Raw genomic sequence first — 24,009 nt, forward strand, 5'->3', positions numbered from 1 at the left:
CTCGAGCAGTGGTGCCCCTCGTCGGTTTGAGGACTGTTGTGACGCCCTCAGCGTGGAGTTGCAGTTCATCTGGGATGACGGACGGGAAGAGCCGTTCGATCGAGGCCAGGCACCTATGGCAGATCGGCAGTGTCGGTCAGTAGCCGGTGACCGTCCCAGGTGAATCTGGCGGTGGTGACTGCGTCGTCGCCGTCGGCGGCGGTGACGAGTTGGTGGATTCCGATGCCGGGCAGTTCGGCGTACGTGCACCATTCGTGGTCGGAGGTCAGCATGAGGTCCAGGTCGAGGGCTGCAAGGAGCGCGAAGACCTGGCCGCGGTTGGCAGTGTCGACACCGACGAAGACCTCGTCGAGGAGGATGACCCGTGGCGCGGTGGGAACGGTCTGGTAGTGCGCCGCGACCACGGCGAACAGCGGAAGGTGCAAGGCGATCGCCTTCTCGCCGCCTGACAGAGCACCGTGCAGCTTCCTCGTCAGGGGCTGCCAGCCGTCGCCCGATCCGCGGTCGACCTTGACGACGAAGTGGTGCCACGCGGTGTAGTCGAAGACCTGAGCCAACTGCTCGGCCCACGTGGTCGCCGTGTCGTCGGCTCTGGCTTGCTCGACGCGGTCGCGGAGGAATCGGTGCAGGGACTCGCGGTCGTTGTCTGACAGGCTTGCTGGGTCTTTCAGCAGCAGGTCGCGCGCCGCCTTCGTGCCGGCGGACAGCTCGGGCGCGATCTGCCAGACCAGTTGTACGGCGACCTTCGACGCGGTCCGGACCTGCTGGAGCCGGGTGTTCATCTGGTCCACCAGGTCGTTGGCTTGCCGGATCCGGTTCGCGAGGTGGCGACGGGTGTCGCCGGTGAGGGTCCGGTCGAATAGTTCTCGTTCCTGGTCGGTGATCTCCTGGCGGCTCTGGTCGGCATCGCGGCGCAGAATCTGGAGGAGTTCGGCCGCGCCGACCCGCAGCCCATCGACGATCGCGGTGAAGACCTGGACGTCATCGTCCGTCTCGAGATCGAGGTCTGCTCGGGATCGCAACGATTCGCGGCACTCGTGCACGCTCTCCGAGAGCCGTCGGACCGCGTCGGCCAGATGGCTCGGTGCGTGCGGGATGTTCTGCCAGGCGGCAGCCACCAGGCGGGCTGCGTCCAGGCTCGCGCGGACGCCGTCCGACGCTGCGAGACCTTCGACGAAGGCGGCGAGGTTCGGGAGCTTGCTGTCTGCCGGGAACGTGCCGGTGGCGAGCTTTCGGAAGTCGGCGGCGGCCGCGTCTCTGGCGGCCGCGGCCTGTTCGTGGGCGGCCGTCGCCGTCTCGACACGGGTGCCCAGTTCGCCGATCGTCCGCGCGAGCTGGGTCCGGAGATCGCGCGTCTCGTCCTGCGCCTGGCCGAGCTCTTCGAGCGTCGTGCGCAACCGGCCGATCTCGTCGAGGAGCTCTCGGTAGTCCTGCCCGACGCTCGATTCGATGGTTTCCAGCCGTACGGCGAGCGCCTCGTGAGCTGCCGCGTCCTCGGCGGCCTCACCGGCGCGTTCGCCGGCCTCGACAGCCGACCGTTCAGCCCGCGTGCGCAGTTCGTCGGCTTGTCGGCACGTCGAGTTCAGCTCGGCCTGTCCGTCCAGCCAGCTCTCGGCCAGATCGGAGAAGGATCGCAACGCAATCCTGACCTCGTCCAACGCCGATCGCTGCGTCGGCAACCGGGCCTCTGCGGCCAGCTGGGTCAGTGAACGTAGAGCGGCAGCCACCTGGGACTCGCGCTGCTCGACGGTCTTCATCCGGCTGTGAACGACGCCGTCGGCGGCATTCACCTCGGCCTGCCGCTGGGCCAACAGCCGGGTCGTTTCGTCGAGCGCGTCACGGGACGGGACGGACGCGAGCTCGGCGCCAAGCAGGTCCAGACGACGCTGCAGAGCGTGCAGCTCGGCTGTGCGGGCCTCGCTGTCCGCTGCGATGTCTGCCAGTTCCGCACGGATCTCGGTCGCGCGCCGCTCACGTGCCTGTTGCCGCGCCGCTCCGCCGATGTGCGCCGCCGCCTCCTTCTCCCAGCTTCCGGTGAGAGCTCCCATCCGCCAGGTGCCGTCGAGGCCGATCGCCACGAGCGCGTCGGCGGGCAGTTCGTCGGCAATGGCAACGACAGCGAGCAGGCGTCGTACGGCGTCCTCGTCCACAATGCCGTCGTGCTCCGGCGTGAGTACGTCGGCCAGCGACGGACCGGCCACCGGCGCCAGCCCGGTCGGATCGGCGTACGTGTCGTGATCGCCGGCGGGCCGAAGCCAGGACCCGTGACCGTCAGCCGCGTGGTGAATCCAAGCGTCGCCGGTCGGAGTGATCCAGGCGTCGAGGAGACCCGAAGCCTGCAGCGCGGCCTCTAGACGGGGACGCGTGTCTGCAGGAACGGATGGGGCGAAGTCGACGAGCTGCCACAGCGGAGCGCCTTGCGCCGTCGTGCGATCCACCGTTCGGTACGGCGGGGCCGATGGCGGGAGCTCGCCGACGTCGAGTTCCACCAGCTCTTCCTGCAGCACGGTTCGAGAGCTGACGAGTGCATCGAGCGCGGCCTGGGCTGTGGTCCGCTTCGCTGCGACGTCCGAGGTGACGACGGTCGCCGCAGCCGCGATCACGTTGTGTAGCTCCGACTCCGACTCGGCCTGTTCCTCGAGCATCTCCGGACTCGTGAAGACCAGTTCCCGGCAGTCCTGTGCCCAGGTGGCCAGCCTGGACATCAGGTCGGCAAGTGCCAGGTCGCGTTCGTTGTCTGCTGCGGCCAAGTCCTGCTGAGCCTGGTCCAGTTCGCCGCGCGCGTGGTCGAGTTCCTCTTCCGCCTCCCGGCGCCGTACGACCGCACTCTCGTGCGCGTCGACAGCGGCGCCGAGCTGCTGGATCTGGCTCTCTCGACTGCGGACACTGGCCCGCAACAGACTTTTGGCCTGTGGGATATCCGCGATCGGCTCCCGCAGGAGCTCGTCGGTCAGCACGAGCAGGTCGACTCTCGTGGCGGCTTGCCGGACTTCGTCTCCCTGCCGCCGTACGACGGACTCCGCGCGCTGCACGCTCTGCATCGCGGTTTCAAGAGTTTGTTCGTCGGCCGCTGCCTGCTCTACGGCACGGGCTGCCAGACCCGCTGTCCGTTGAGCGTCGTTGCGGGCGCGCTCGGTCTGTTGCCGCAGGTCGTCCAGCTGCCGACCGGCCCGGTACGTGTCAGAATCGGTCAACCCGTCCCGGCGAGCCGTCGTACGACGAATTTCGCCCTGCAGCTCCTCCTGTCGCCTCTCGAGCTCGGCATCCCGGGCGATCGCCTTCTCGTACTCGTCCGCGGTCGCCTTGGCCTGTTCGCTCAGTCTGTCCAACTCGGTGGTCGCGCTGATCAGCTTCCCGGCGCTCGCTCGAAGGACGCGCTGGGCATAGGTACCTTGTCGACGGGCGAGCTCGCCGGCCGCGTCAACCTCGGCGTCGAGGGAGCGCAGCCGTTCTCGCTGTGCGTCGAGCCGCTCGAACCCTTCGGCGAGGTCGGCGATCTCCTGCTGGTCGAGCGGCGGCAGCGCCCGGGACAGCAGAGTTGACAGCAGCGCCGGGTCGAGTCGCTGCGAGAGTTTCGGCGTGCGGAGCTGGAGCAGCGCCATGATGAGGGCGTCGTACCGCTGCTCGCTCAGGCCGGGGAACAAGGTCGTACGGATCGTCGAACGGTACGCGGTGGCGCTGTCATGCACAGTGCCGCGCTCGCCGAGCCGTTCGGCCAAGGCTTTGCTCGTCAGCGGCATCCCGAGATCGTTGACCAGGGAGAGACCGCCGGGCTCGATCCGCAGATCCGTGGTGAAGTAGTCGGGATTGACAGTCGTCGTGTGCGACCCGGCCTGCAGCCGCGCGCCACAGGTGAACCAGCCGGACGGACGGGCGAACTCGAGCCACACATAGCCGACCCGCGTCGTGCCCGAGGCGCCTTCGCCCATGAGGTTCCAGTGCATGGTGCGCTCGCCGGTGCCGAAGGTCGACAGCCGACTGGCCCGGAGGTTGGCGTCGAAGAGGAACGGCAGTAGCAGTTCGAGCGCCTTGGACTTGCCGCTCCCGTTCGGTCCGCGGAGCAGCAGCCGTCCGTCGTGGAAGGTGAAGACCTCGTCGTAGTACCGCCACACGTTGAGGATGCCCGCCCGGCTGGGCATCCACCGGTCCTCCGGAGCTGCCGGCGCGTGCGGTGGGTGTTCGAGTCGTGTAACTGTCATGGTTTCGTCTCCTGCCCGGACGTGCGTAGTGCTTGTACGGCGTACCGCCCGGCGGCAGGCAGCGGCCTGACGACACCCCCGAAGACCCGCGCGAGGCCGAACATGGTCAGCTCCGCGAGCGCGTCGTCGACCAACCTTGCCGGTCCGTCCGCGTCGCGGTAAGCCTTCGCCCAGGACGGGTGATCGCTCAGCAAGCGGCTCGTGGTCAGCTGAAGCTGCTCGATGGTGGTCGGCTCGGTAAGTGTGTCGAGTAGCAGGAGCGCGGTGATCTTCGCTGTATTGACGTCATCAGGAAAGCGGATGTCCGTCGCGAGGCCGTCGGGATCGACGAACAGCACGCCTTCGGCCCGTTCCTCCAAGACAAAGCCGCCCTGCTCGGCGGCGCGCCGGAGCAGCTGCCGCCCGGTAGGTGAGGTCACGTAGGCGTGTTCGCCGGGGGACAGGTCCGCGAAGTACACCACGGGATCGTCCACCAGCCGCCGGAAGATCGAGTGGCGTAGCCAGAGGTTCTGCTGAGTGGGCGAGACCTCCGACTCGCCGGCCGGGGGATCGGCAGCGAGCCCGTAGCGGCGCTCACGCGTGATGGTCACGAGGAGCTCCTCGAAGCGATGCGGCACTTCCTCGATCGGTACGGCGAGGGTGGACGGCCCGACTGGTGTGGCGAGCAGGCGGATCAGCAGCGTGGTGTTGACCTGGTAGAGGACCTTCGCGTCCTCGCTTTCGATGTAGGCGTCGGTGCTGCCGTCGACGACGGCGATGGCGCTGTAGCTCTCGAGCAGCCGCAGTACGTCGACGAAGGCTCGCCGTTCGGTCTTGCTGGCGGTGTCCAGGGTCGGGATGACCTCGTCGACGGCGGTTGCCTGGCGGACGTGTTCGGCGAGCTGACCGATGGTCGTCACCGGGACGGTCAGCAGCTCGGCGATGACGACGCACAGCACGGCGTACCGGCGGCGGTCGAACGGTGCCCGGCCGGATCGGCGGCGGCGCACCGGCCGACTGGGGTCCGTCGACGGCTGAACTTTGACCAGACGGGCGTAACCCAGGCGGGGCTCGAGTCTGAGGACCCATCCGCAGTAGTAGTCGAACCACTGGCGGATCGGCTCCTGCCGATGGCGGATGAGGTCGAAGAGCTCGGGTGCGGCCTGCTGGGTGACCAGCGGGACGCCGAGTACGCCGCGGATGCCGCGGGAGATCTCGTCGCGTTCGGCCAGTGCGAGCTGATTGGCGAGTTGGCTCATCCGGAGTCTCCCGACTCCCGGACCGCCCGACTCCGAACGGCCCGGATCTCGATGACGTAGTCGGGGCCGCTGAAGTCGCCCCGGGGGGTACGGATGGTGGCGATGGCGTCGTCCGACGGAAGCCACAGCAGGATCTCGGCCCGACCGTCCGAGGTCGTCGCCCGTCGATGCCCAGAGGGTCCTGGAACGCTGTCCAATGCCTGCCCGAGCAGCTCGCGGAGTCGCTCGAAGAGCCGGTCGTCGAGCTTGGCCATCCCCGACAACCGAATCGGGCCGCCGGTGTCGAGGAACTCCCAGGCCGCCTCCAGTTCCGCCCGCTCCGCCGCGGCCCGCTCGGCGCGGGCGGCCTTCAACGCCGCGACGTCGCGGACGCGCCCGGTCCGGCTGAACTTCTGGACCTGGCCGGACGACCGCAACAGCGGTGAGACCGGCACCGGCGGCGCGTCCCACCAGGACACCGACGACGCGATGAGCTCCGGATCGTCGACGGCCAGATGTGCATGTCGCGCCGGGGCGAGGCCGAACGCCGTCGCCCAGAGCCGGTGCAGATCCTCTTGCGCCGGGACAACGGTGAACCAGCGCGCAAGCTCGCGGAAGTCGGCCACGGCGCTGCTGGCCCGGCGTCTCGTCTCGGTGATCCGGTCCAGCACCTGCAGCAGCGTGACGATCGCCTTGCGTCCGACTGCGTGCAGTTGCTCGACTCGTGGCGGCGCCGTCTCCGACCCCACGAACCAGGCCAGTAGGCCCTCCCATCGGGCCTGTCGGCGCTCCAGCCAGGCCGGACCGGGATCGACACCGGTGAACCGCGGCAGCTCAGCGCCGTTCAGTGCCCGCCGCTGCATCCACGCGACCCCTCGGTCGAGCACCGCATCGATCCGGGTCCGGATGACGTGAGCGCGGTGATCGAGGTTGGTCAGGAACTCCTCCAGGTAGGCAACCGTCGAGACCTTGACGTCGTGGAACGTCGCGATGTCCACGCCCTCCACCCGCAGCAACCGCTGCAGCTCGCCGTTGAACTGCTTGGTGTTCGCGCGCAGAGCCTCCAGATGCGATTCGAGCTCCATCAAGGCGGTGAAGACCCGCCGATCGGAGACTCCGTCGAGCTCCACCACGAGGTCGGCCAGCCTGTCGCCGATGGCGTCGAGGACCGCGGTCTGCAAGGCGCCGGTTGAAACCAGCACGCTCATCGCGTGTGTGACGCCGGCGAACGCGGCCTCGCCACGCCTGCTGAGCGAGTAGCGGACGTTGTTGCGCTCGTACTCGAGAGCGGTCCGGTAGTTCTCCGTGTGGTCCTGGATGAAGTCGACCAGCTGCCAGGCACGCAGCTGCTCGAGAGCGCTGCGCAGCATGTCGTCAGACGCGGCCGGAACCCAGCCGAACGTTCGCAACCAGGCGGTCAGATCGTCGATGCCGAGGGTCGTGTCGAGCCGTTCGTTGGCCTCGGTGAAGGCGTGCAGGATGGCGACGTACAGCTCCGCGCGATCTCCCCAGGTGAACCGGAACAGCTCGGGCGGTATCCGGATCGAGTCCACACCGCCTCCCCTCTGGACCTGCCGAACACGCGCGAATCAGGCTAGGGCAGACCGCCGACAGTTTGTACTGCGAGCGTGTCGAGGAGCGCTTCGGCCACTCGTTCCTCCGGCACAGAACACCCACGCCGGGCCAGTTCGGCACCGAGGTCCTCGTCCCACGGGACCGGTGTCACACGTCCGACCGGAGGACCGTGGGCGTCTGCTGCCCGGATGTAGTCGGGGGTGGTCAGGAGCCAGGGGATCGCGCCGATTCGTGCCACCACGGAAGCCGCGATGCGCAGGCCCTCGCCGTCGAAGTCACCGTGGTAGTAGACCACCGTTCCAGCGTCGCGCAGTTGTTCCAGGAACAGGATCCCGGCAGAGCTGGGCCAGCCGGACGTACAGATCAGTGGCGGGCAGGTGCGTCCGAAACGCCCGAGCGCCAGGGCCAGGATGCTCGGGTTCTCGAAGACCCAGACCGCCGGCGGTACTCCGGTGCGCAGCGGGCTGCGCCGCAGTTGTCGCAGCGTCAGTGAGGCCGCGTCGCCGGCGTCCGCGCACGTCCGCAGTACTGTCGCCACCAGGCTGGCGCCTGGTGGCCGGAAGCCGGCGACCAGCACAGTGGACGACAGCTCGTCGTCAGACACGCCGGCTCGTGTCCACAGCGTTCTACGCGCGATCGCGTCGGTCGGCAATGGTACGTCGAAGATCGAAGCCAGGGCCTTGAGGACCAGAGTGGCGCGTCGCGTGCCTTCGTCCAAGGCATGCGGATCGCCCAGCACCGCGTCGGCGAAGACGGGCAGTGGAGCGCCGGTCGCGGGGAGTTCGCGAATGACCTTGAGCACCTTCTGCAGTTCAGCGCGCGTCTTGTCGACCGAACTGAAGAAGACGCCGGCATTTTCCACCGCGGTGACCCAGGGCTGCAGCGCCGGCTGTGCCTGGACCACGGGATGGGCGCGAAGCCAGCTCCAGAGTTGGGCCTTCACGGCCTTGTCATGACGTCTCTCCTCGGCTCGATTTCCCAGCGGTCCGAGCAGATCCGTGACAACGCTCCGGACGCTCCCGCCAACCGCTTTCTCCAGTGCGGCCAGCGAGATGGTCGCATACGAGTCCGGGAGACGGTCGAGTCCCAGCAGATCAGCGAGCGCCTCCCGCTCCGCATCACTGAGCGGCCCGACCCGCACACGGCTCACCCTCAACCCGCTCGACAGCCGCCTATGCACCTCCTGCCACACCGGCAACAGCCTCGACGAGTACGAGCCACGAGTACTCACACGCCCAACATACCGCCGCCCCCACCTCCTCTCGCCTCCATGCGTCGTGTCCTCAGCGACCAGGTCAGCGACGGTCGCCTCTCCCTGGGGAGCTCGACCATCTGCTCGTACGCCTGGAGGGAATCGCGCAAATCCCTTTGCCCTAACGCGCCGTTTCCGAGATAGAGCAGCGTCAGGGTCAGGCCGGTCGTGTCGTCGGCTGGTCGTGTGTGTCTCGGGCCTGTGACAGGTGCTCGATCGCGCTGGTCGGGTCGCCGCCGCGCGACTGGACGAGACCCGTGATGAACGGCGCGAAGCCGGCGACATTCGCCACACCGAAGTCCTTGCCAATGGCAACCATCTCGTCACCTGCTGCTCGCGCAGTGTCGACCACGACATCGAGCAGTGCCAGTGCGTCGCTTGTGTAGCCCGTGACGGTCCATGTCCACGACCACGCCAACGGCGAGGCCAGCACCAGTGCGCAGGTTCCTCGGTCGCAGCGGTCCGGATCGCTGCGGATCCGCTGCATCGGGCGTCCTCGAGCGAGCGGGGGGAGCGGCCGCCGGTGTGATGGCCGAGAGGGTATCGAAGCGCCGCGCGTACCCGCCGCCCAGAATGCGCAACCAGGCGAACCCGCGGTACGGCGGGCAGCACCGTCGGCATCCGCGGCCGGTCAGAGGCTGACGCGTTGTCGAGAACCCAATGGACCTCCATCGGCAAGCGCACCAGAGGTTTGCTCTTCACGAACGCACGCGCGGCCCCAGTTCATGCCACTCGCCGTGTCCAGCATTTCCGGTGCCGGTAAGGCTCCTTCGCCGAATGGCCGCGCGACCTCCACGATGTCCTCCACCGGGCCGGCGATGCGGCGGTGATCCGCAACCCTCTGATCGAGGAGCGCGGGGTCGAAGGGGCTCGGCGCCGGATCGCCGGCCGGGCGTGCTCGTCCTCGCCGCAGTGGTGTCGATGGAGGGGGTGCGCATCAACCAGGCCAGGTGCACGCCGACCGCGTGCGGGCGGGTGACGGTAGGCCGGTCGACGTACGAAGCCCCAGCCCGACCTCCGGGTCATGCCCACGCCGCACGTGTAGTCGAGGGTGCCCGGAGTTGGAGTCCCGAGGTCGAATGTGGCTTCGCCCCGTGGCTTCGACGACGAATTCCTTGTCGAGGAGGGGATCACGAACGAGCGGATGCAGCCGCCAGTGTTCTTGGTGGCGATCACCAGGGTGGTCGGGACACCGGCTCGGGCGGCTGTCATCGGCTGCCATTGGTCCTCGGCCGCGCCGCGTATCTCGCGCCTATGGTTCGGAAGGCACGGCATACCTCAGCAACGCCGTCGTCATCGCTACCGAGGAGAGGCCTCGGGGGTGATCGCGGCGCGGAACGAGTCTGCCCATTGAATGCTGTCGTGGGTCAGGACCTGGCGGCGCAGTGCTCGCATTCGGTGGCGCTTTTCTGCCGGATCCACGGTGATCGCGTCGAGGATGGCGGTCTTCACATTCTCGATGCTGTAGGGATTCGCGAGGAATGCCGAGGTCAGTTCCGGTGCGGCGCCGGAGAATTCGGACAGTACGACGGCGCCGTCCAGGTCGCGGCGGCTCGCGATGTACTCCTTGGCCACCGAATTCATTCCGTCGCGGGTGGGCGTGGCGATGAGGACGTCGGCGGCGAGGTAGATCGCTGTCAGTTCCTCCGGACTCATCGAGCGTTGCAGGTAGTGCGCGACCGGGCGGCCCAGCGGCGCGAACAGCGAGTTGATCTGAGCGATCGAGTCCTCGATGCCTCCGCCCAGATTCAGGTAAGTCGGCGCGCCGTCCTTGGCGACGAAGTCGACGAGCGAGACGGCGACGAGATTCGCGGCGTTCACCTGTCCGTCGGCGAGCAGCTCGTACAGCGCTTGCAATTGTCGGTTGACACCCAAGGTCGAGTCGAGGTCACGCATTCCGTCGACGTGGCCGAGGCGTTGCACGCTGAGCAGAACCGTACGCGGGTTTCCGAGATCCGCACGGATCTGACGGGCCCGTTGGATCGCTTCCGGTGTTCTGGCGAGCGCCTCGATGCCGACCGCGTCGACGGCCCCGGGGAACGCGCCCACCGTGACCTGCCGATCCTCGACCTGGAGTGCTCTCGCCTCCGGCCGGAGGCCGACCAGACTCGTTGCCGCCGACAGGAAATTCGTCGCGCTTCTCGCGTTGTGGAACCCGATGGCGTCCGCGCCGAGCAGTCCCCGCACGATCTCCGTCCTGGACGGTAACTGCATGAACGGCTCGAGCGGTGGAAACGGGATGTCCAGGAAGAACCCGATCCGGAGATCGGGCCTCAGCCTCCGGAGCATGGCCGGCACCAGTTGCAGCTGGTAATCGTGTACCCAGACCGACGCGTTCTCGGCTGTCACCTCCGCCGTTGCCTCGGCGAAACGGCGGTTGACCACGACGTACGCCTCCCACCCTGCGCGGTCTTCCGCAGGACGCTGCGTCGCATCGTGGTAGAGCGGCCAAACGACGGCGTTCGCGAACCCCGCAAGGCTGTCACGGATCTCGTCCTTCGCGAGCGGCACAGACACGACGGTCAGTCCGGCGTCGTCGAACGCCTCCGGCCTCTCGTCCGCCAGACCAGGCCAGCCGACCCAGGCATGCTTTTCGGCTCGCAGGGATCCCGGGGGTTGCAAGCGGAGCGCGGTACGGAGACCGCTCGGCCGTGGGATCCACTGCGGAGGCACGTCAGTGGGCTTGTCGAGATCGAACGGCAACTGTGCGGTGACGACGACGAACTCCGCGGCGAAGGGGACGAAATCCGTGCCGGCGCGTGGGAGGCCGCGCGTGTGGGTCGCTACGGCGCGGTGCTGGTTGCGTGAAAGCGCCAACTGGCCCGCAGTGCCCGTACCGCGACGTTGCGGGCGGGGGAGGCCGCGTGCGGTCAACCTGCGGGCGAGGTGGGTGTAGATCTCGTCGAGCGTGATGAAGGCAGTGTCGTTCGGGAGACCGCTCCCGAGCAGGTTCAGTAGTTCACCGGTGAAGGCGGTGTGGCGGGCGTCATTGGGAGCGTGCGACGTCTGGGTCGCCGCCGACGACGTCAGCGTGTAGGTGCCCTCGATGTCGACCTGCCCGGACACCAGTGAGTGCGGGTCGCTCATGGCTTCGATGGCGCGGCCGGAGAAGCAGCAGTCGAGAATCAGGACTCGGTTGGTCGCGGGGCTGTCGAGGAACGCGTGACGAACGAACTCGAAGGGCATCGCCGTGTAGTTGACGTGCCCTGGCTTGGTCGTGGAGAGGCCGAGGTGCAGTGCGCCATGCCGGTCGACCAGCCCGTGTCCGGCGTAGTACACGAGGAATGTGTCCGTGGCAACACGCGCCTCGTCGTCCAGGAGTACGCCGACGGCGCTGGAGCGGTCCGGGTTGTAGACGGTCTGGAGTTGCTGGAACGACCCGTTGTGCTCGTCGCCCAATCGCAGTTCGAGGTCGGTGATGTTCGCATGAACGCCGGGTAGGTCGTCCAGTCCGGAGTCCTCGTACTGCCCGGTTCCGATCAGCACGGCGCGCGAGGCCGCCGGGTCAGGAAGTCGCATCAGCTCTCACTTGCACCCAGGACCCCACGGATCATCGCCTCGGCGTCCTTGACCCGGAGGGCGGTCACCTTGACCGTGCGGTGGTGAGCGGATTCGACGATCTCTACCGTCACGTCCGATCGGCGTGTCCGCAACCAGGTGGCGATCGCGCCGGCCAGGACCGTTGCGGCGCCACCGCTGCCTACGGCGACGACGAGGAGGTCGATCACCGCTCCCATGTCCTCTGTGCCTCGGTGCGACGTCTCCAGGGTGACGCGTCCGCGGAATGTGTCGTCCGCGGACAGCCAGTCCCGGAGCGAACGCAACTCGTCCTCGGCGGCCTGTCCGGACACCCGAACCGTCACGTCCATCGCGGAACCTCCCCAGTTCTGATCTCAGCGCCGACCAATCGTAGGGCCTACCGGTGACCGGAGCCACCGAAGCTGTAGCGGAGCGTCGTGAAGGAAGTTTCTGCCGATAAGGTGAGGAGGATGTATGCAGGCGTGCACTGCTCGACTTCAGGTGAGATGCGGCGAGTTCGTGAGTGTTTCCGGAAATGCAACCGCAATCCGCTCCCGTGCAGCCCCTCAACAGGTCGCCCACGACAGTGCCAGCGATGAGCCCAGGGCTGTGGAGTCAGCCTCACCGTCGGCGGGTGCCCCGAGCCGACGAGCGGCTCGGGGGGATGATGGTACTTCGCCGACACCGGGCGAGGAATCTCCTATCGCCGGCCCACGACCTCGGGCGTGGTCCCGGTGATCGTTGGGTCGATGCCGCTCGGTACGACGACCGCTCCGACGGTGGTGCCGGCGTCGGCGACCACTGTTGTCCCCACGCCGGCACCGCCCGCAACCACTCCGCCGGTGACCATGGCACCTCCTACGACGACTGCGTCGACCACACCTCCGCCGACGACCACTGGTCCACTACTGCGACCACATCCCGAGCGCTGAGGGGGTGACGTCGCCGACGAATGACTTGAGCCAGGCGGCATGGCCGAGGAAGACTTCCACAGCTCGTACCACATGCTCTAGTCCTGTAGTGAACGCTTCGAGTACCTTCGATGTGAGCAGCCGCGCCCTCCAGTCCTGACAGAGTGTCGTCCATGACTACAGCAAGTGGCGTTTTGAGGCGCGCAAGAACGAGAGCACGACGGGCCGTCGGAATCGCGCTCGCCGCGACCGCGCTGACAGGAGCAACGGCATTTGTCACAGCCACCCAGGCGCAAGCTAACCCGGCGGGCTGCACGTCGGGCTTCCTCTGGCGGAGCAACGGCACCCTCGGCGGCGGATACGCACGATGCAATTCATCGAGTGGAACCGCGTACCAAGTACTGATCCGGTGCCAGGACTACCACTCCGGTTACGCCACGTACCACGCCGGTCCGTGGAGGAACCCGGGTGGCGGAGACTCGACGGCCTGGTGTCCGTACAACGCGGGCGCCACCAACGTGTGGATCAACCTCCCCGACTGAGCGCATCGGGGTGGGCGGTCACCGGCCGGCCACCCCTCTATGCGCGATCAGTTCAGTGCCCAGCGGAGTACTGATTCGTCATACATTCGAGGCCCAGGCGGCGGGCCATCCAGCGCATCAGGCGCAAGTCGACGCTCCCCACGGTAAAGAAGGTCGACGCGACGAACGATGCAGGTTTGGCCAGCGCGGGGCGCCGCCGCACGCCGGCCGGGACCTGATTACCCACTGGTGCAGCGCGTCGAAGTCGAGTCGGTCCCCGGATCGCACGTCCCAGTTCACTGTCCAGCACGCAGACCACGACAGCCTGGACGTCGGGGAACACGGTGGTGGGGTCCTCGCCATCAGGGGACCACCACCGCACCTCGCTACACCCGCACACGTCGCCGGCCCCGAAGCCGTCCTATTCAACTCGAACCGTGACCCGCCCGGCATGCCGACTGGCCGGGCAGCTGCTCAGCGGCCAGGGCCAACTCCAATCCAAATGGCCTGGGGGTTGACCACCATCGACCCCTTATTAGCTCGGCATCCGGGTCAACCCGCTAGGTGAACCGTCCCGGGTTTGATGCACACCTCCTTCGTCGGGAAGGTGGCATCCGAACGGACACCGGCATTAGTGGCGACACGGTGCTGGTTTGGCGGGTGGTAAATTGCTCGCGGTGGCACACGACAACGTAACGACCGGCAGCTCTAATCGGCTGAGCACTCTGCCGAGACGCCGAGGGGCAGGTCGTCGGGGTCGAGACGGCCGAAGGGCGCCTGTCTGGCACGACTGTGGTGCTCGCGGCCGGAGTGGCGACGGCCGCGCTGGCGGCGCCGCTGGGCATACGTGTCCCGGTCGAGCCATCGCCGGCGACGGTTTTCCGGTTCCGCGCCCCGGCCGGTCTGGCCCGTACGGTAGTCAACACTCAGGATTTTGATCTTCGGCAGGTCGCCACGGACGGGATCATCGCCGCTGCAGATTCGCGGGAACAGACTCTGGCTGCCACCTTCCGGTCCACCTTCCGCGGCGCCGGCGAGCTTCGAGCGCCCGGGTCGGCGCACGCCCCATGCCGGCCGATGGCGAGCCCATCATCGGCCCGGTCGCGGGGTCTCCCGGCCTGTACCTGGCAGTGATGCACGCGGCAGTCACGCTCGCCCCAGGCGTGGGCCGACGGTCACGAGGGAGCTCGTTGACGGCACCGTCGCGCCGGCGGTGGCGGGCTGTCGCCTCGACCGCTATAGCGTCCCGGCCTTCTCTTCCAGTTGGTGCAGAGCAGGTCCAAGACGTTGTTCAGCGTGATTGGCTGTGGGTGAGCCGGCAGGGTTCGGTGCCGGTTTCGATGATGTTGCAGCCAAGGTCAGCCTGTCGACGATCGCGACGCATAGCCTCGGGTCGGTGAAGGATTCCGATGTCGAGTTCGGCGACGCTGATTATGGCCGCCTCCACCAGGCGCTCGAGATTGCGCCGCCCGTCGGTCCGCGGGCGATCCCCGGACTCGTCGATGAGCAGGCGGTACCACTGTGTTGGGCGGCTGTCTCATGCGCTGATACCGGACCGCGGTGCTCCTCTGGCCTCGCGGGACGACGCCAGCACGCCCGTCATGGGGAGCCCCGGCGCTGCTCGGGCCGGGGTGCTGTTCGCCGAAGAGGCGGTCAATGCCGCCCGAACCGCCTGACATCCCGCCAGCGATACCCAGGTCTGACAACTCGCTGGTGCAACTGAACTTGTCGGTTCTGCTCGGACAGCAGGACAGGCGCCGTCGATGGTGATCTCGATGAAGCGGATGATCCGGGCGACTGCGGTCAGGACGGCGGCCAGCCAGCGATGGACGTGCACGTACATCGGGTGGTCGCTGTAGCCTGAGGTCTTCCCGGAGGAGCAGGATCCCGCCGGGCGCGAGCACGCGATGGAGTTCCGCGAGGGCCTGCGGTACGACGTCGTGCGGCAGGTGGATGATCGACCACTAGGAGACGATGCCGCCAAGCTCACGTCCGGTAGTTCCGGCGCGGTCATCGAGCCGACCCGGAAGGCGAGGCCGGGACGATCGCGCCGGGCGATCTCGATCATGCCGGGTGAGCGGTCGATCCCGAAGGCCGGCAAACCGCGACCGTGCAACACCCGACCGACCGCCTCGCAGCCCACGTCGAGAACCCCGCGGCCGCTTAAGCCTGGCTCGGACAGCAGCTTCGCGAACAGGTCGAGGTTCGTGACCTCCTCCACGCGTCGCCGCACTGCACGAGCTCGGCGTACGACGCGGCGACCACGTCGTAGGAGGCCCGTATGTCGTCCAGGTGATCTGTCATCCCGGCGACCCTGGATCCCAGCGCCGACAGAAAGCCCGGGAGGCGCTCAGCAGCGGACCGTCAACTCGTGGCGGCGCGTTCCGCGGCGCTGCGGAGTACACAGAACTCGTTGCCCTCCGGGTCCTGCAGCACGACGAAGCCGGCACCGTCCGGTTTGCGGTGGTCGTAGGCGATAGTGGCGCCGAGGGCAACGATCCGGTCGACCTCGGCGTCGCGCGGCTGAGTGGGCTCCAGATCGAGGTGAACCCGATTCTTGGTCACCTTGTGATCACTGTTTTGCGCGAACAGCAGTTTCACTGTGTCGGTCACCACGGCCGCGTATGGGTCACCGGGCTCGTCGTCGTCGGGCCGTTCGACCTCGAACACCTGCAACCAAAAACCGGCCAGATGGTAGGGATCGCGGGTATCGAACGTCACCGTCCGCACAGAAGATGCCATTCCCGGAGTATGCCGCATCGCCCCGCAATCCGCTAACCGGTTTAGGCCCTGCCGAGGGTTTGCTTCTGCCGGGCCGACGTGCTGGCTCTCGCATTCGACGATGCCGCCCTGCGAGAGGGATGGGAACCGCCCGGACGATGCGACGCCCTGCGGCTTGCCGGTGTTGACGCCCGTCGTCGGGATCCAGGGTCAGCCACTGCGACAGGTCCGGATTAGACCCGCGACCGCTTAACGCCGGCCGAGCAGGTTGAAGGTCTCGCGGCAGCTTGCCCCTCGTCCACTGGCCCCGAAGACGTTCGCCGGCGCTTGCAGGTCGGGTCCGGGCGCACGATCGCCAGACATAGGCATTCAGTGCGGCCTGCTCGTTCGGGAAGTGGACGCGGGATTCACCGCGCCTCGGGGTGGGCGTCGATGCTCTCGATGGCGTGCGTGGTCTCGCCGAACTCGGCGAACCGGTCAGGGCCGCATACGCGCCCGGTGCGAAGCGGCAGATATCGATGACGGTGTCGTCAACGTCCAGCCCGGCCAAGAAATCGCGATGGCCGGGCCTGCGGCGGGTGCGACGACAGGCAGTGCTCCCGCGATCGTTTCCTTCGGGTTCCAGAGCCCGAGGCCCAGCTCACCTCGGGGATACATGTCACGTGCTCCGCGGCAAAAGATTTCTGGGATCTTCGTCCGCCTCGACCATGCGGATTGAGCCAGCACCCGGCATGCTCGGCTCCAGTCCACCGGCGCGGTGTCGTGGGTGAGTCGTCTGCTGACGTGTGCACCACCTCACGAAACCCAGGTTGCAAGACGAGAGGACAGGCAGCGACCCGGAAGGACAGTCAAGGACCGGAGATGGCGCTAACTGGTAGTCGACGACGACCTGCAGGACGGCGCGGAACTGCCTGGTCGACTCCGACGCGCGAAGGGAGCCATCGGGCCATGCGCCTCACCGAAGTTGAGCTGCGACGACTGAGTCTGCCGCTCGTCCGCCCGTTCCGCACGTCGTTCGGAACGGAGGTCAAACGAGATGTGCTGCTCATCCGGGTGGTGAACGATCGCGGAGCGCACGGCTGGGGCGAGTGTGTCGCGGACAGCGCGCCCTTGTACTCCAGCGAGCATGTCTCAGGCGCTCAATTGCTGATCAGAGAGTTCCTCCTGCCCCGCCTGGCAGCGGTGCCGGAGTTGACGTCACATCTGGTGGCTCCCACGCTGGCGGCCGTCAAAGGCCATCCCATGGCGAAGGCGGCCCTGGAAATGGCTGTTCTGGACGCGGAACTGCGTGAATTGGGTGTCTCGCTCGGGCAGCATCTCGGCGCTGTGCGCGATGCCGTCCCCGTGGGCGTCTCCGTGGGGATCGCCGACTCGCTGCCTGAACTGGTGGATGAGGTCGAGGGATACGTCGAAGCCGGCTATCGGCGCGTGAAGCTCAAGATCGAGCCGGGATGGGATGTTGCGCCCGTGGCGGCAATCCGATCCAGGTTCCCCGACATTGCGTTGCAGGTGGACGCCAACACGGCCTACACAATCGCGGATGCGACTCACTTGGCGAAGCTGGATGCTTTCGACCTCCTGCTGGTCGAGCAACCACTCCCGGAGGATGATCTTCGAGGTCATGCAGAGTTGGCGCGGAGGTTGACCACTCCAATCTGTCTCGACGAGTCGATCGTCTCCGCTCGTACGGCTGCGGACGCCATAGCACTGGGCGCTTGCTCTGTCGTGAACATCAAACCCGGTCGGGTGGGTGGCTATCTCGAGGCGCGGCGTATCCACGACGTCTGCGCCGCTCACGGCGTACCGGTTTGGTGCGGTGGCATGTTGGAAACGGGGTTTGGCAGGGCGGCTAACACGGCACTCGCAGCGCTCCCCAATTTCACCTTGCCCGGGGATATCTCCGGGTCTGACCGCTATTGGCATCGTGACCTGGTTACGACGCCGGCACTCGCCCACGATGGTTACATGACCGTGCCTGTGGGGCCAGGCCTTGGGGTGGAGCCGGACGTGCCATGGCTCGAGGAGATGACCGCTTCTACGGAAACTGTCGTCTTCTAGCAGCCGCAGGGAGCAGTTTCCGCTCGAATGGGGGCCAGTTGCACAACATCTGGGAAGAGTTTCGTGCTTGAGCACATCCTGGCAGTGCTCTACGGTGAGGGCGTGCCGCATACCGGGACACGACCTCGTGCCAGCCTGGGCCGCGTGCTGGACGACGTGGGTTCGACCCTCTTGGACTTGGTTCTCGGTAGTCCTGACTCGGTAACAGAGATCGGCGGGGTCGCCATCCATGACCCACACGACGATGCACCCCTTCCTACAAGTGCGATGGTGCTCGCCGTGGACGTGCAGGAAGCATCTGCGATCGCGGATCTGGTCACTCACATCGCGGACCGAGGCGCCGCCGTGCTTGTGGTACGTGCCCCCGCGTCGATCGACGAACGGGTTCGAGACGCAGTCAGTCGGACCGGGGTTGTCCTGCTCGGTCTGACTCGCGGCGCCTCATGGACCCAGCTGACCACCCTCTTGCGGTCGACGCTGGCTGGCGAGGAGGTTGGCGTCACCGGCTCGGAGTCGTTGGGCGGCATCCCAGCGGGCGACCTGTTCGCCGTCGCCAATGCGGTTAGTGCGCTGTTGGACTCCCCCGTGACTATCGAGGACCGCAACCTGCGTGTGCTGGCCTTCTCCGGGCGGCAGGACGAGGTTGACCAGAGCCGGGTAGAGACGGTGCTCGGCCGACAGGTTCCGGAGCGTCTCATCCGCGCCCTCGACGATATCGGGATGCTGAAGCAGCTCTACCGAAGCAGTCGACCGGTCTTCTTGGACCCTGCGTGCCTGGACTTCGCCGACGTGGTCTACCCGCGGGTCGCAATCGCTGTCCGGGCGGGCGACGAAATCCTCGGGTCCATGTGGGCAGCTGTTCGACAACCGTTGACCGCCGAGCGGGAGCAAGGTTTCGTCGACTGCGCCAAGCTGGTCGCCCTGCACATGTTGCGACACCGCGCCGGCGCGGATGTCGAGCGTAGGCTGCGGACCGACCTGGTCGCCACCGTGCTCGAGGGGGGTCCTGGTGCCCGGGACGCCGCCAGCCGGTTGCGACTGACCCAACGCGCCGTCGTCCTCGCCTTAGCGCAAACCACGAAACCTGGATTGTCCGCTGCCGGACTCGAAGCGGAGCGTGAGCGACTGGCCAGCGCCTTCGCGATGAATCTGTCGGCCGCCCATCCGGGCTCGGCTGCCGCTCTGGTGAGCGGCGTGGTCTACGGCATATTGCCGATCGAGCCCGGCCCATCCGATGAGTACCAACGCCCGCTACGGATTGCCGAGGACTTCCTCCGTCGTACCGGCTCGGGAGGCACCGGACTGATAGGAATCGGAAGGATCGCTGCAAACGTTGCGGCGCTCGCACAATCGCGCCGGGACGCGGACCGTGTCGTCCGGGTGCTGCGCTCTCAGCTATCGGGCAAGCACGTCGCCACTATCAGCGACATATGGTGCGACTCTCTCCTGTTGCAACTTGGCGACCTGATGGCTGCCGAGGAACAGCCGCTGAGGGAGCCGATTGCGGGGTTGCTTGCCTACGATTCGACGCACGGCACCGTCTTGGTGGCGACTCTGCATGCCTGGCTCGAGGCGTTCGGCGATGTCAAAGCGGCGGCGACCGTGCTCAACGTCCATCCGAACACGTTCAGATATCGGCTGAAGCGGGTAGTTGAGATCGGAGAGCTCGACCTGTCGGATCCCCAGGTTCGCTTCGCCGCCATGTTCCAGCTCCGTCTGATTGACGCGCAGGGACGGCCTAGCGCTTCCGGCGTGTATGAGTGACAGACCTACCCTGTAGCCCGTCGCTGTCGGTCGACGACATACCAGCCCTCACGCACGAATCCGCGGACCTCGCCGCCGGCCCGCAAAAGCGGCTCGAGCGTCTGCTTCACTGCACGGCGCCAAGCTTGCGCGCACCTCGGATCCTCGCCGCGTAGTCGTTCGACGTCCGCGGGGACTGCGAGTAGTACTGTTCGCCCATCCGCCGTTCCCTTGACCGGCCAGCCTGCTCGGTCGCGGTCCAGGCCGATGACTGCCCCAGCATCGAGCAATGCCGCCAGGTTCGGCTCGTGTGGATCGCCGGAACAGGCTCTGGCAACGCTCGTCGCTCGAAGAGGCCACGTGATCAGCAGCCGGTCGCTGTCATCGCCCACGTTGATCTGGTCACCCATGCGACCGTAGAAGTTCGGGAGGTACTGGGTCGACACCGCGGCCAGCTTGGTCAAGTTGAAGAACGCGTTTCGGCGGATAAGTGGGTCGAAGGTCCATTCGATGGCTGTGGCGGAGTGCTCCAAGGCCCACGCCCGTTGGTGCAGCTTCAGGGCGAAGCCGACGCCTCGTGCCTGTGCCTGGCCGGATACGCCCGCGATGTGGCTGTGCAGGCTCGCGGCCAGAGGCGGAGCGAAGAACCCGATGCAGGCGCCAACGAGGGCGCCCTCAGACAGGGCACCCGCCACATAGTTACCAGCCTGGACCATCGCCCGCAGAAGCTCGGTCGTGACCGGCGGGTTCCGCGGCTCCGGACGCCAGATCTCGTTGTAGAGCGCACAGACCTCGTCGAGCTCTGACAGCAAAGAGAGGTTGCGCACTGTGACCCGTGCCGCCTCGGCCGCGACTAGTGCGGCGGCGGTTGCCTCGCCGATCGAGTATTCACCCTCCTTCGCTGCCTCGCTCGGGGGAACACGCTGTTGCTTCATGCACACATTGTCGAGGGTCGTCGGATTGGCGTCTTGGTCCCTGAGACACAGATGCCAGCACCCCCTTATGTGCCGCTGTACAGAGCCAGCCGCACGATCCGCCGCCAGGTGCGTTCAAGTAGGAGAGTGGCCGGTGGGTAACTCAACACGTGGTGTCGCCCGGCCTGCGAAGTGAACGTACGGTTGACCGCTCTCGAGCTCGAAGAAGACGGCCGGCACCCAATGGTGCTGACTCGACAGCCGGGTGACCCACAACCCCGGCCGCACCGGAAGCAGATCCAGTCGCCGGGAGGGATCCGAGAGAAGGCCGGCCAATGAGGAGGTGTCCGTCATCTCGAGATGCAGTGCACCGCTCTCACCGGAAGTGAACTCCAGTCGAGTGCTGGGGCTCTGGTAGATGCCTACGCGAGCCAGCGCATCTCCCGGGTCAACATCACCCGCCGGTCGGGGACGAGCGGGCATCGCAAATCCTGCCAGATCCTCGAGCAGCTCCGACGCAAGTGAGTCGAACATCTCCGTCGCGCGTCCGCCGGTGGTCAAGAGCACGATGACCACACGAGCATCGGGTGCGATCCGGAGGAAGGCCCGTTGCCCGAAGGTCGAGCCATCGTGACCGTAAAGTCGCCCACTCTCGGTCTCCGACAACGCCCAGCCCAGCCCCCATGCGTTGCCGCCCAGGGTCCAAGCATCCGGCACGGTGGCTTGGACCGACTGCATGGCATGAGCCGACTCAGGCGTGAGGAGACGGGAGCCGCCAGGGGCACGTCCGTGGTCGAGGTGCATGCGCGCAAACGTCACGACCTCGCCTGCAGTCGAGCAGAGCAGTCCTGCCGGCCCCGCTGACCGCGGCGGTCCCCAGCGTGGCGACGTCCTCGGTCGCGCCAAGTCGCCAACATGGCCGATCGCCGCCCGGAATCGGAGCACCTCCTCAGGCAGCGTGGTGGTCTTCGACAAGCCGAGCGGCTCGATCACTCCCTCCACCAGAACTTCGTCCCAGGTCTTGCGGCGCAGCCTTTCGATGAGATGTCCTGCAATGGAGTATCCGGAATTGCAGTATGACATGGTTGCGCCGAGCGGATGCGTCTGCGCAAGAGCGGCGCAGGATTCGACGTACTTTCCCAGGCAGTCGTCACCTCGACCGGTATCAACGAAGTGATCGCCCTCCAGACCACTGGTGTGTGTCAGTAGATGCCGCAACGTGACGCCGTCGCGAACTTCGGTATCGGCCACCCGGAACTCAGGAAGGTAGCTAGCAATCGGCTCGTCGAGGCGCACGAGTCCGTCGTCGACCAACTGGAGGGCGAGTGTTGCTGTCCAAGCCTTGGTGATCGAGCCGACCTGGAAGACCGAATCGGTCGTCGCTTCGACACCGGTGTCGACATTGAGGACGCCGGAGGCTGCTTGCAGAGTCTGGTCGTCAGCGTGGACAGCGAGGCTGGCACCGACGACCTGGTACTCGCGACACATCTCGTCCAAGCTGTCTTGCAGGGCGATGTTGTCCAACGTGATGGAGCCTTTCGCGGGGAACTGGGTGAAGCCGTGCGATGTCACCGACATCATCACCAGCGAGAGGAACCCCAGAGGTTGGGCCGCAGCACCAAATTCGGACGCGACTTTGTCATGTCTTCCCAAGACAGCGCAGCGGGCTACAGGTAAGTCTAGGGACACCCTGACCGCGCCCGTGGCCAGTATGCCAAGGAGGGTCTAATGACTCGTTCACGTGCCACTCTGCGCAGGGCGCCGTCCCGTGCAGCGATCGCGATGATCGCGCTTCTCGCGACCGCCGGCTGCAGCGAGAGCAGCAGTAGCAGTGGTTCCCCTCGCGATACCGAGATCACCGTGGCGGCCATCGCGCCCATTAAGACTCTCGATGTTGCCCAGATCGAGGTGGAGCGCTCGATCGCCAGCCTGGTGACCGAGCCACTGGAGAGAACCAAGTCCGACGGCAGCTTCACCCCTCGGCTCGCAACCTCGGTCAGGGTGGCCCCCAAGAAGCTCGTCTATGACCTCGAGCCATCTGCCAAGTTCAGCGATGGCAAGCCGGTCACCCCCGAAGACGTGGCGTTCTCGATCAAGCGCCTGACCGATCCGAAAACCGCGCCTGTGGCGGCCTCCCTGCTGGTGGCCGTCAAGGAGGTCGCCGCGACCGGCCCGCACCAGATCACGGTCACGAGTGATGGAAGCGACCCCTCTCTTCGCAACAACATCGCCTTCGCGGTGCGGGTCGTCGAGAAGGCGAACGTCGGAGCCAACCCGAAGGATTTCGGATCCGCGTCTGCGCCGCCCATCGGGAGCGGGCCCTACGTGGTGAGCAAGTTCAGCACCGACGAGGTCGTGCTGGACAAGAACTCCAGCTACTGGGGCGAGGAGCCCGCGTTCAAGACGATCAAGTCCAAGTTCCTCCCTGACGACAACACTGCTCGACTCGCCATGCGATCGGGAGACCTGGACGTCAAGTTCCTTCGTGACGTGGGCACGGCCAGGCAATGGGAGAGTGTGCCGGGCGCGAGCTTGGCCGCTCTGCCGACCACGTCGATCGACTACCTCAGCTTCGACGTAGCTGCGCCGCCATTCGACGACGTGCACGTGCGCCGAGCGTTCGCCCACGCTGTCGATCGCAAGGGCCTGATCGACATCGTCTACGGCGGACGCGCGCGCCCGCTGATCGGCATGCTGACACCCGAGGAGCTCTCCAGCATCTCCTCCCCGAAGGAGGCCGAGGAGATCCTCAGCGGCCTGCCGACGTACAAGTACGATCTGGCCGCCGCTAAGGCTGAGTTCGCAAAGTCGAAGTATCCCAACGGGTTCTCGATCAAGGTCAATGTCGGGTCGAACATCGCTTACGGTGAGAAGACGATGCTCATCCTGCAGGAGAACCTGAAGCCGCTCGGTATCGAGATCAAGATCAACCCGGTATCGGAGGACGAGTGGACCGCACCGTTGATCGCGCACAAGGACCTCGGGATGCAGACCTTTAGCTACGGGCCTCTCATCGCGGACCCGGCGCGCATCCTCAGCCTGATGGTCAGCAGTTCGGAGGCGGTCCCGAGCGGGCAGAACATCGCCAACTTCACCTCCAAGAAGCTCGATTCCGACGTCGCCACACTGACGGGGAGCCCGGACAAGGCGCAGCGACTGGCGGCCGCCAAGAGCATCCTTGAAGCCGTTGCTGAAGAGGTGCCTTACATCCCGCTGTTCAACAAGGAGTCGATCACAGTCACCAGCGAAGGCTTCAGGTACAACACCGACGGGGCCGATTACGGCGACTACTCCACGGGCGCTTGGATCGACCACATCGAGCCGGTTTCGTAGGCAGATCGAGAGCCGGTTCGACGCGGTTCACCGACATGGAGCGCAG

The 24,009-nt window shown here is 66.6% G+C and carries 15 protein-coding genes and 1 pseudogene; 4 read left to right on the plus strand and 12 right to left on the minus strand.

The window, feature by feature from the left end; translation table 11 throughout:
- Window positions 1–113 precede the first annotated feature (113 nt).
- The 8 genes from ABD255_RS19780 to ABD255_RS19815 form a co-directional block, all read right to left on the minus strand.
- The gene (locus tag ABD255_RS19780; RefSeq protein ID WP_344215993.1) at window positions 114–4,199 is read right to left on the minus strand and encodes a TIGR02680 family protein; all 4,086 of its coding nucleotides are present in this window, start codon (window positions 4,197–4,199) and stop codon (window positions 114–116) included.
- The gene (locus ABD255_RS19785; protein WP_344215995.1) at window positions 4,196–5,437 is read right to left on the minus strand and encodes a TIGR02678 family protein; all 1,242 of its coding nucleotides are present in this window, start codon (window positions 5,435–5,437) and stop codon (window positions 4,196–4,198) included. The genes ABD255_RS19780 and ABD255_RS19785 overlap by 4 nt, the downstream gene beginning before the upstream one ends.
- Window positions 5,434–6,969 (minus strand): TIGR02677 family protein, encoded by a 1,536-nt coding sequence (locus ABD255_RS19790; RefSeq protein WP_344215997.1) that lies wholly within the window; start codon window positions 6,967–6,969, stop codon window positions 5,434–5,436. The genes ABD255_RS19785 and ABD255_RS19790 overlap by 4 nt, the downstream gene beginning before the upstream one ends.
- Before the next feature lie 41 nt (window positions 6,970–7,010).
- Window positions 7,011–8,132 carry a TIGR02679 family protein gene (locus ABD255_RS19795; RefSeq protein ID WP_344215999.1) on the minus strand — a complete coding sequence of 374 codons (1,122 nt, stop codon included), beginning with the start codon at window positions 8,130–8,132 and terminating at the stop codon, window positions 7,011–7,013.
- A 268-nt stretch (window positions 8,133–8,400) separates the two neighbouring features.
- A complete protein-coding gene (locus ABD255_RS19800; protein ID WP_344216001.1) occupies window positions 8,401–8,730 on the minus strand; it encodes a hypothetical protein in 330 nt (109 codons plus the stop codon).
- 812 nt (window positions 8,731–9,542) lie between these two features.
- Window positions 9,543–11,762: a caspase, EACC1-associated type gene (locus tag ABD255_RS19805; RefSeq protein WP_344216003.1), complete on the minus strand. Its 2,220-nt coding sequence runs from the start codon at window positions 11,760–11,762 to the stop codon at window positions 9,543–9,545.
- The gene (locus tag ABD255_RS19810) at window positions 11,762–12,112 is read right to left on the minus strand and encodes an effector-associated constant component EACC1 (protein WP_344216005.1); all 351 of its coding nucleotides are present in this window, start codon (window positions 12,110–12,112) and stop codon (window positions 11,762–11,764) included. The genes ABD255_RS19805 and ABD255_RS19810 overlap by 1 nt, the downstream gene beginning before the upstream one ends.
- Window positions 12,113–12,462: 350 nt before the next feature.
- Window positions 12,463–12,612 carry a hypothetical protein gene (locus tag ABD255_RS19815; RefSeq protein ID WP_344216007.1) on the minus strand — a complete coding sequence of 50 codons (150 nt, stop codon included), beginning with the start codon at window positions 12,610–12,612 and terminating at the stop codon, window positions 12,463–12,465.
- Window positions 12,613–14,225: 1,613 nt separating this feature from the next.
- Here ABD255_RS19815 and ABD255_RS43760 point away from each other — a divergent pair.
- A pseudogene (locus ABD255_RS43760) lies at window positions 14,226–14,594 on the plus strand (hypothetical protein); the annotation flags it as partial.
- Between the two features lie 137 nt (window positions 14,595–14,731).
- Here the strand turns inward: ABD255_RS43760 and ABD255_RS19820 are convergent.
- Entirely contained in the window at window positions 14,732–15,415 is a 684-nt protein-coding gene (locus ABD255_RS19820) for a class I SAM-dependent methyltransferase (RefSeq protein ID WP_344216009.1), read from the minus strand.
- Between the two features lie 143 nt (window positions 15,416–15,558).
- Window positions 15,559–15,936 (minus strand): VOC family protein, encoded by a 378-nt coding sequence (locus ABD255_RS19825; protein WP_344216011.1) that lies wholly within the window; start codon window positions 15,934–15,936, stop codon window positions 15,559–15,561.
- A 927-nt stretch (window positions 15,937–16,863) separates the two neighbouring features.
- Between ABD255_RS19825 and menC the strand changes: the two genes are divergently transcribed.
- Both menC and ABD255_RS19835 read left to right on the plus strand, forming a co-directional pair.
- Window positions 16,864–17,973 (plus strand): o-succinylbenzoate synthase, encoded by a 1,110-nt coding sequence (menC, locus tag ABD255_RS19830; protein WP_344216013.1) that lies wholly within the window; start codon window positions 16,864–16,866, stop codon window positions 17,971–17,973.
- A 63-nt stretch (window positions 17,974–18,036) separates the two neighbouring features.
- Entirely contained in the window at window positions 18,037–19,737 is a 1,701-nt protein-coding gene (locus ABD255_RS19835; RefSeq protein ID WP_344216015.1) for a PucR family transcriptional regulator, read from the plus strand.
- A 5-nt stretch (window positions 19,738–19,742) separates the two neighbouring features.
- On the opposite strand, the gene ABD255_RS19840 is transcribed toward ABD255_RS19835, so the two are convergent.
- A complete protein-coding gene (locus tag ABD255_RS19840; RefSeq protein WP_344216017.1) occupies window positions 19,743–20,651 on the minus strand; it encodes a GNAT family N-acetyltransferase in 909 nt (302 codons plus the stop codon).
- A gap of 114 nt (window positions 20,652–20,765) precedes the next feature.
- Window positions 20,766–22,211, minus strand: a complete 1,446-nt coding sequence (locus ABD255_RS19845) for a serine hydrolase domain-containing protein (protein ID WP_344216107.1) — start codon at window positions 22,209–22,211, stop codon at window positions 20,766–20,768.
- A 147-nt stretch (window positions 22,212–22,358) separates the two neighbouring features.
- On the opposite strand from ABD255_RS19845, the gene ABD255_RS19850 reads away from it, so the two are divergent.
- A complete protein-coding gene (locus tag ABD255_RS19850; protein ID WP_344216019.1) occupies window positions 22,359–23,963 on the plus strand; it encodes an ABC transporter substrate-binding protein in 1,605 nt (534 codons plus the stop codon).
- The last annotated feature ends 46 nt before the right edge of the window (window positions 23,964–24,009 follow it).

It is taken from the genome of Kribbella sancticallisti (assembly GCF_039530625.1).
In the GTDB taxonomy this organism is placed as follows: domain Bacteria; phylum Actinomycetota; class Actinomycetes; order Propionibacteriales; family Kribbellaceae; genus Kribbella; species Kribbella sancticallisti.

Coding starts and splice junctions, on each gene's coding strand:
- ABD255_RS19785 (WP_344215995.1), bottom strand. CDS start 5,437: ATGAGCCAACTCGCCAATCAGCTCGCACTGGCCGAACGCGACGAGATC.
- ABD255_RS19850 (WP_344216019.1), top strand. CDS start 22,359: ATGACTCGTTCACGTGCCACTCTGCGCAGGGCGCCGTCCCGTGCAGCG.
- ABD255_RS19840 (WP_344216017.1), bottom strand. CDS start 20,651: ATGAAGCAACAGCGTGTTCCCCCGAGCGAGGCAGCGAAGGAGGGTGAA.
- ABD255_RS19845 (WP_344216107.1), bottom strand. CDS start 22,211: ATGATGTCGGTGACATCGCACGGCTTCACCCAGTTCCCCGCGAAAGGC.
- ABD255_RS19810 (WP_344216005.1), bottom strand. CDS start 12,112: ATGGACGTGACGGTTCGGGTGTCCGGACAGGCCGCCGAGGACGAGTTG.
- ABD255_RS19780 (WP_344215993.1), bottom strand. CDS start 4,199: ATGACAGTTACACGACTCGAACACCCACCGCACGCGCCGGCAGCTCCG.
- ABD255_RS19805 (WP_344216003.1), bottom strand. CDS start 11,762: ATGCGACTTCCTGACCCGGCGGCCTCGCGCGCCGTGCTGATCGGAACC.
- ABD255_RS19815 (WP_344216007.1), bottom strand. CDS start 12,612: ATGGTCACCGGCGGAGTGGTTGCGGGCGGTGCCGGCGTGGGGACAACA.
- ABD255_RS19825 (WP_344216011.1), bottom strand. CDS start 15,936: ATGGCATCTTCTGTGCGGACGGTGACGTTCGATACCCGCGATCCCTAC.
- ABD255_RS19800 (WP_344216001.1), bottom strand. CDS start 8,730: ATGCAGCGGATCCGCAGCGATCCGGACCGCTGCGACCGAGGAACCTGC.
- menC (WP_344216013.1), top strand. CDS start 16,864: ATGCGCCTCACCGAAGTTGAGCTGCGACGACTGAGTCTGCCGCTCGTC.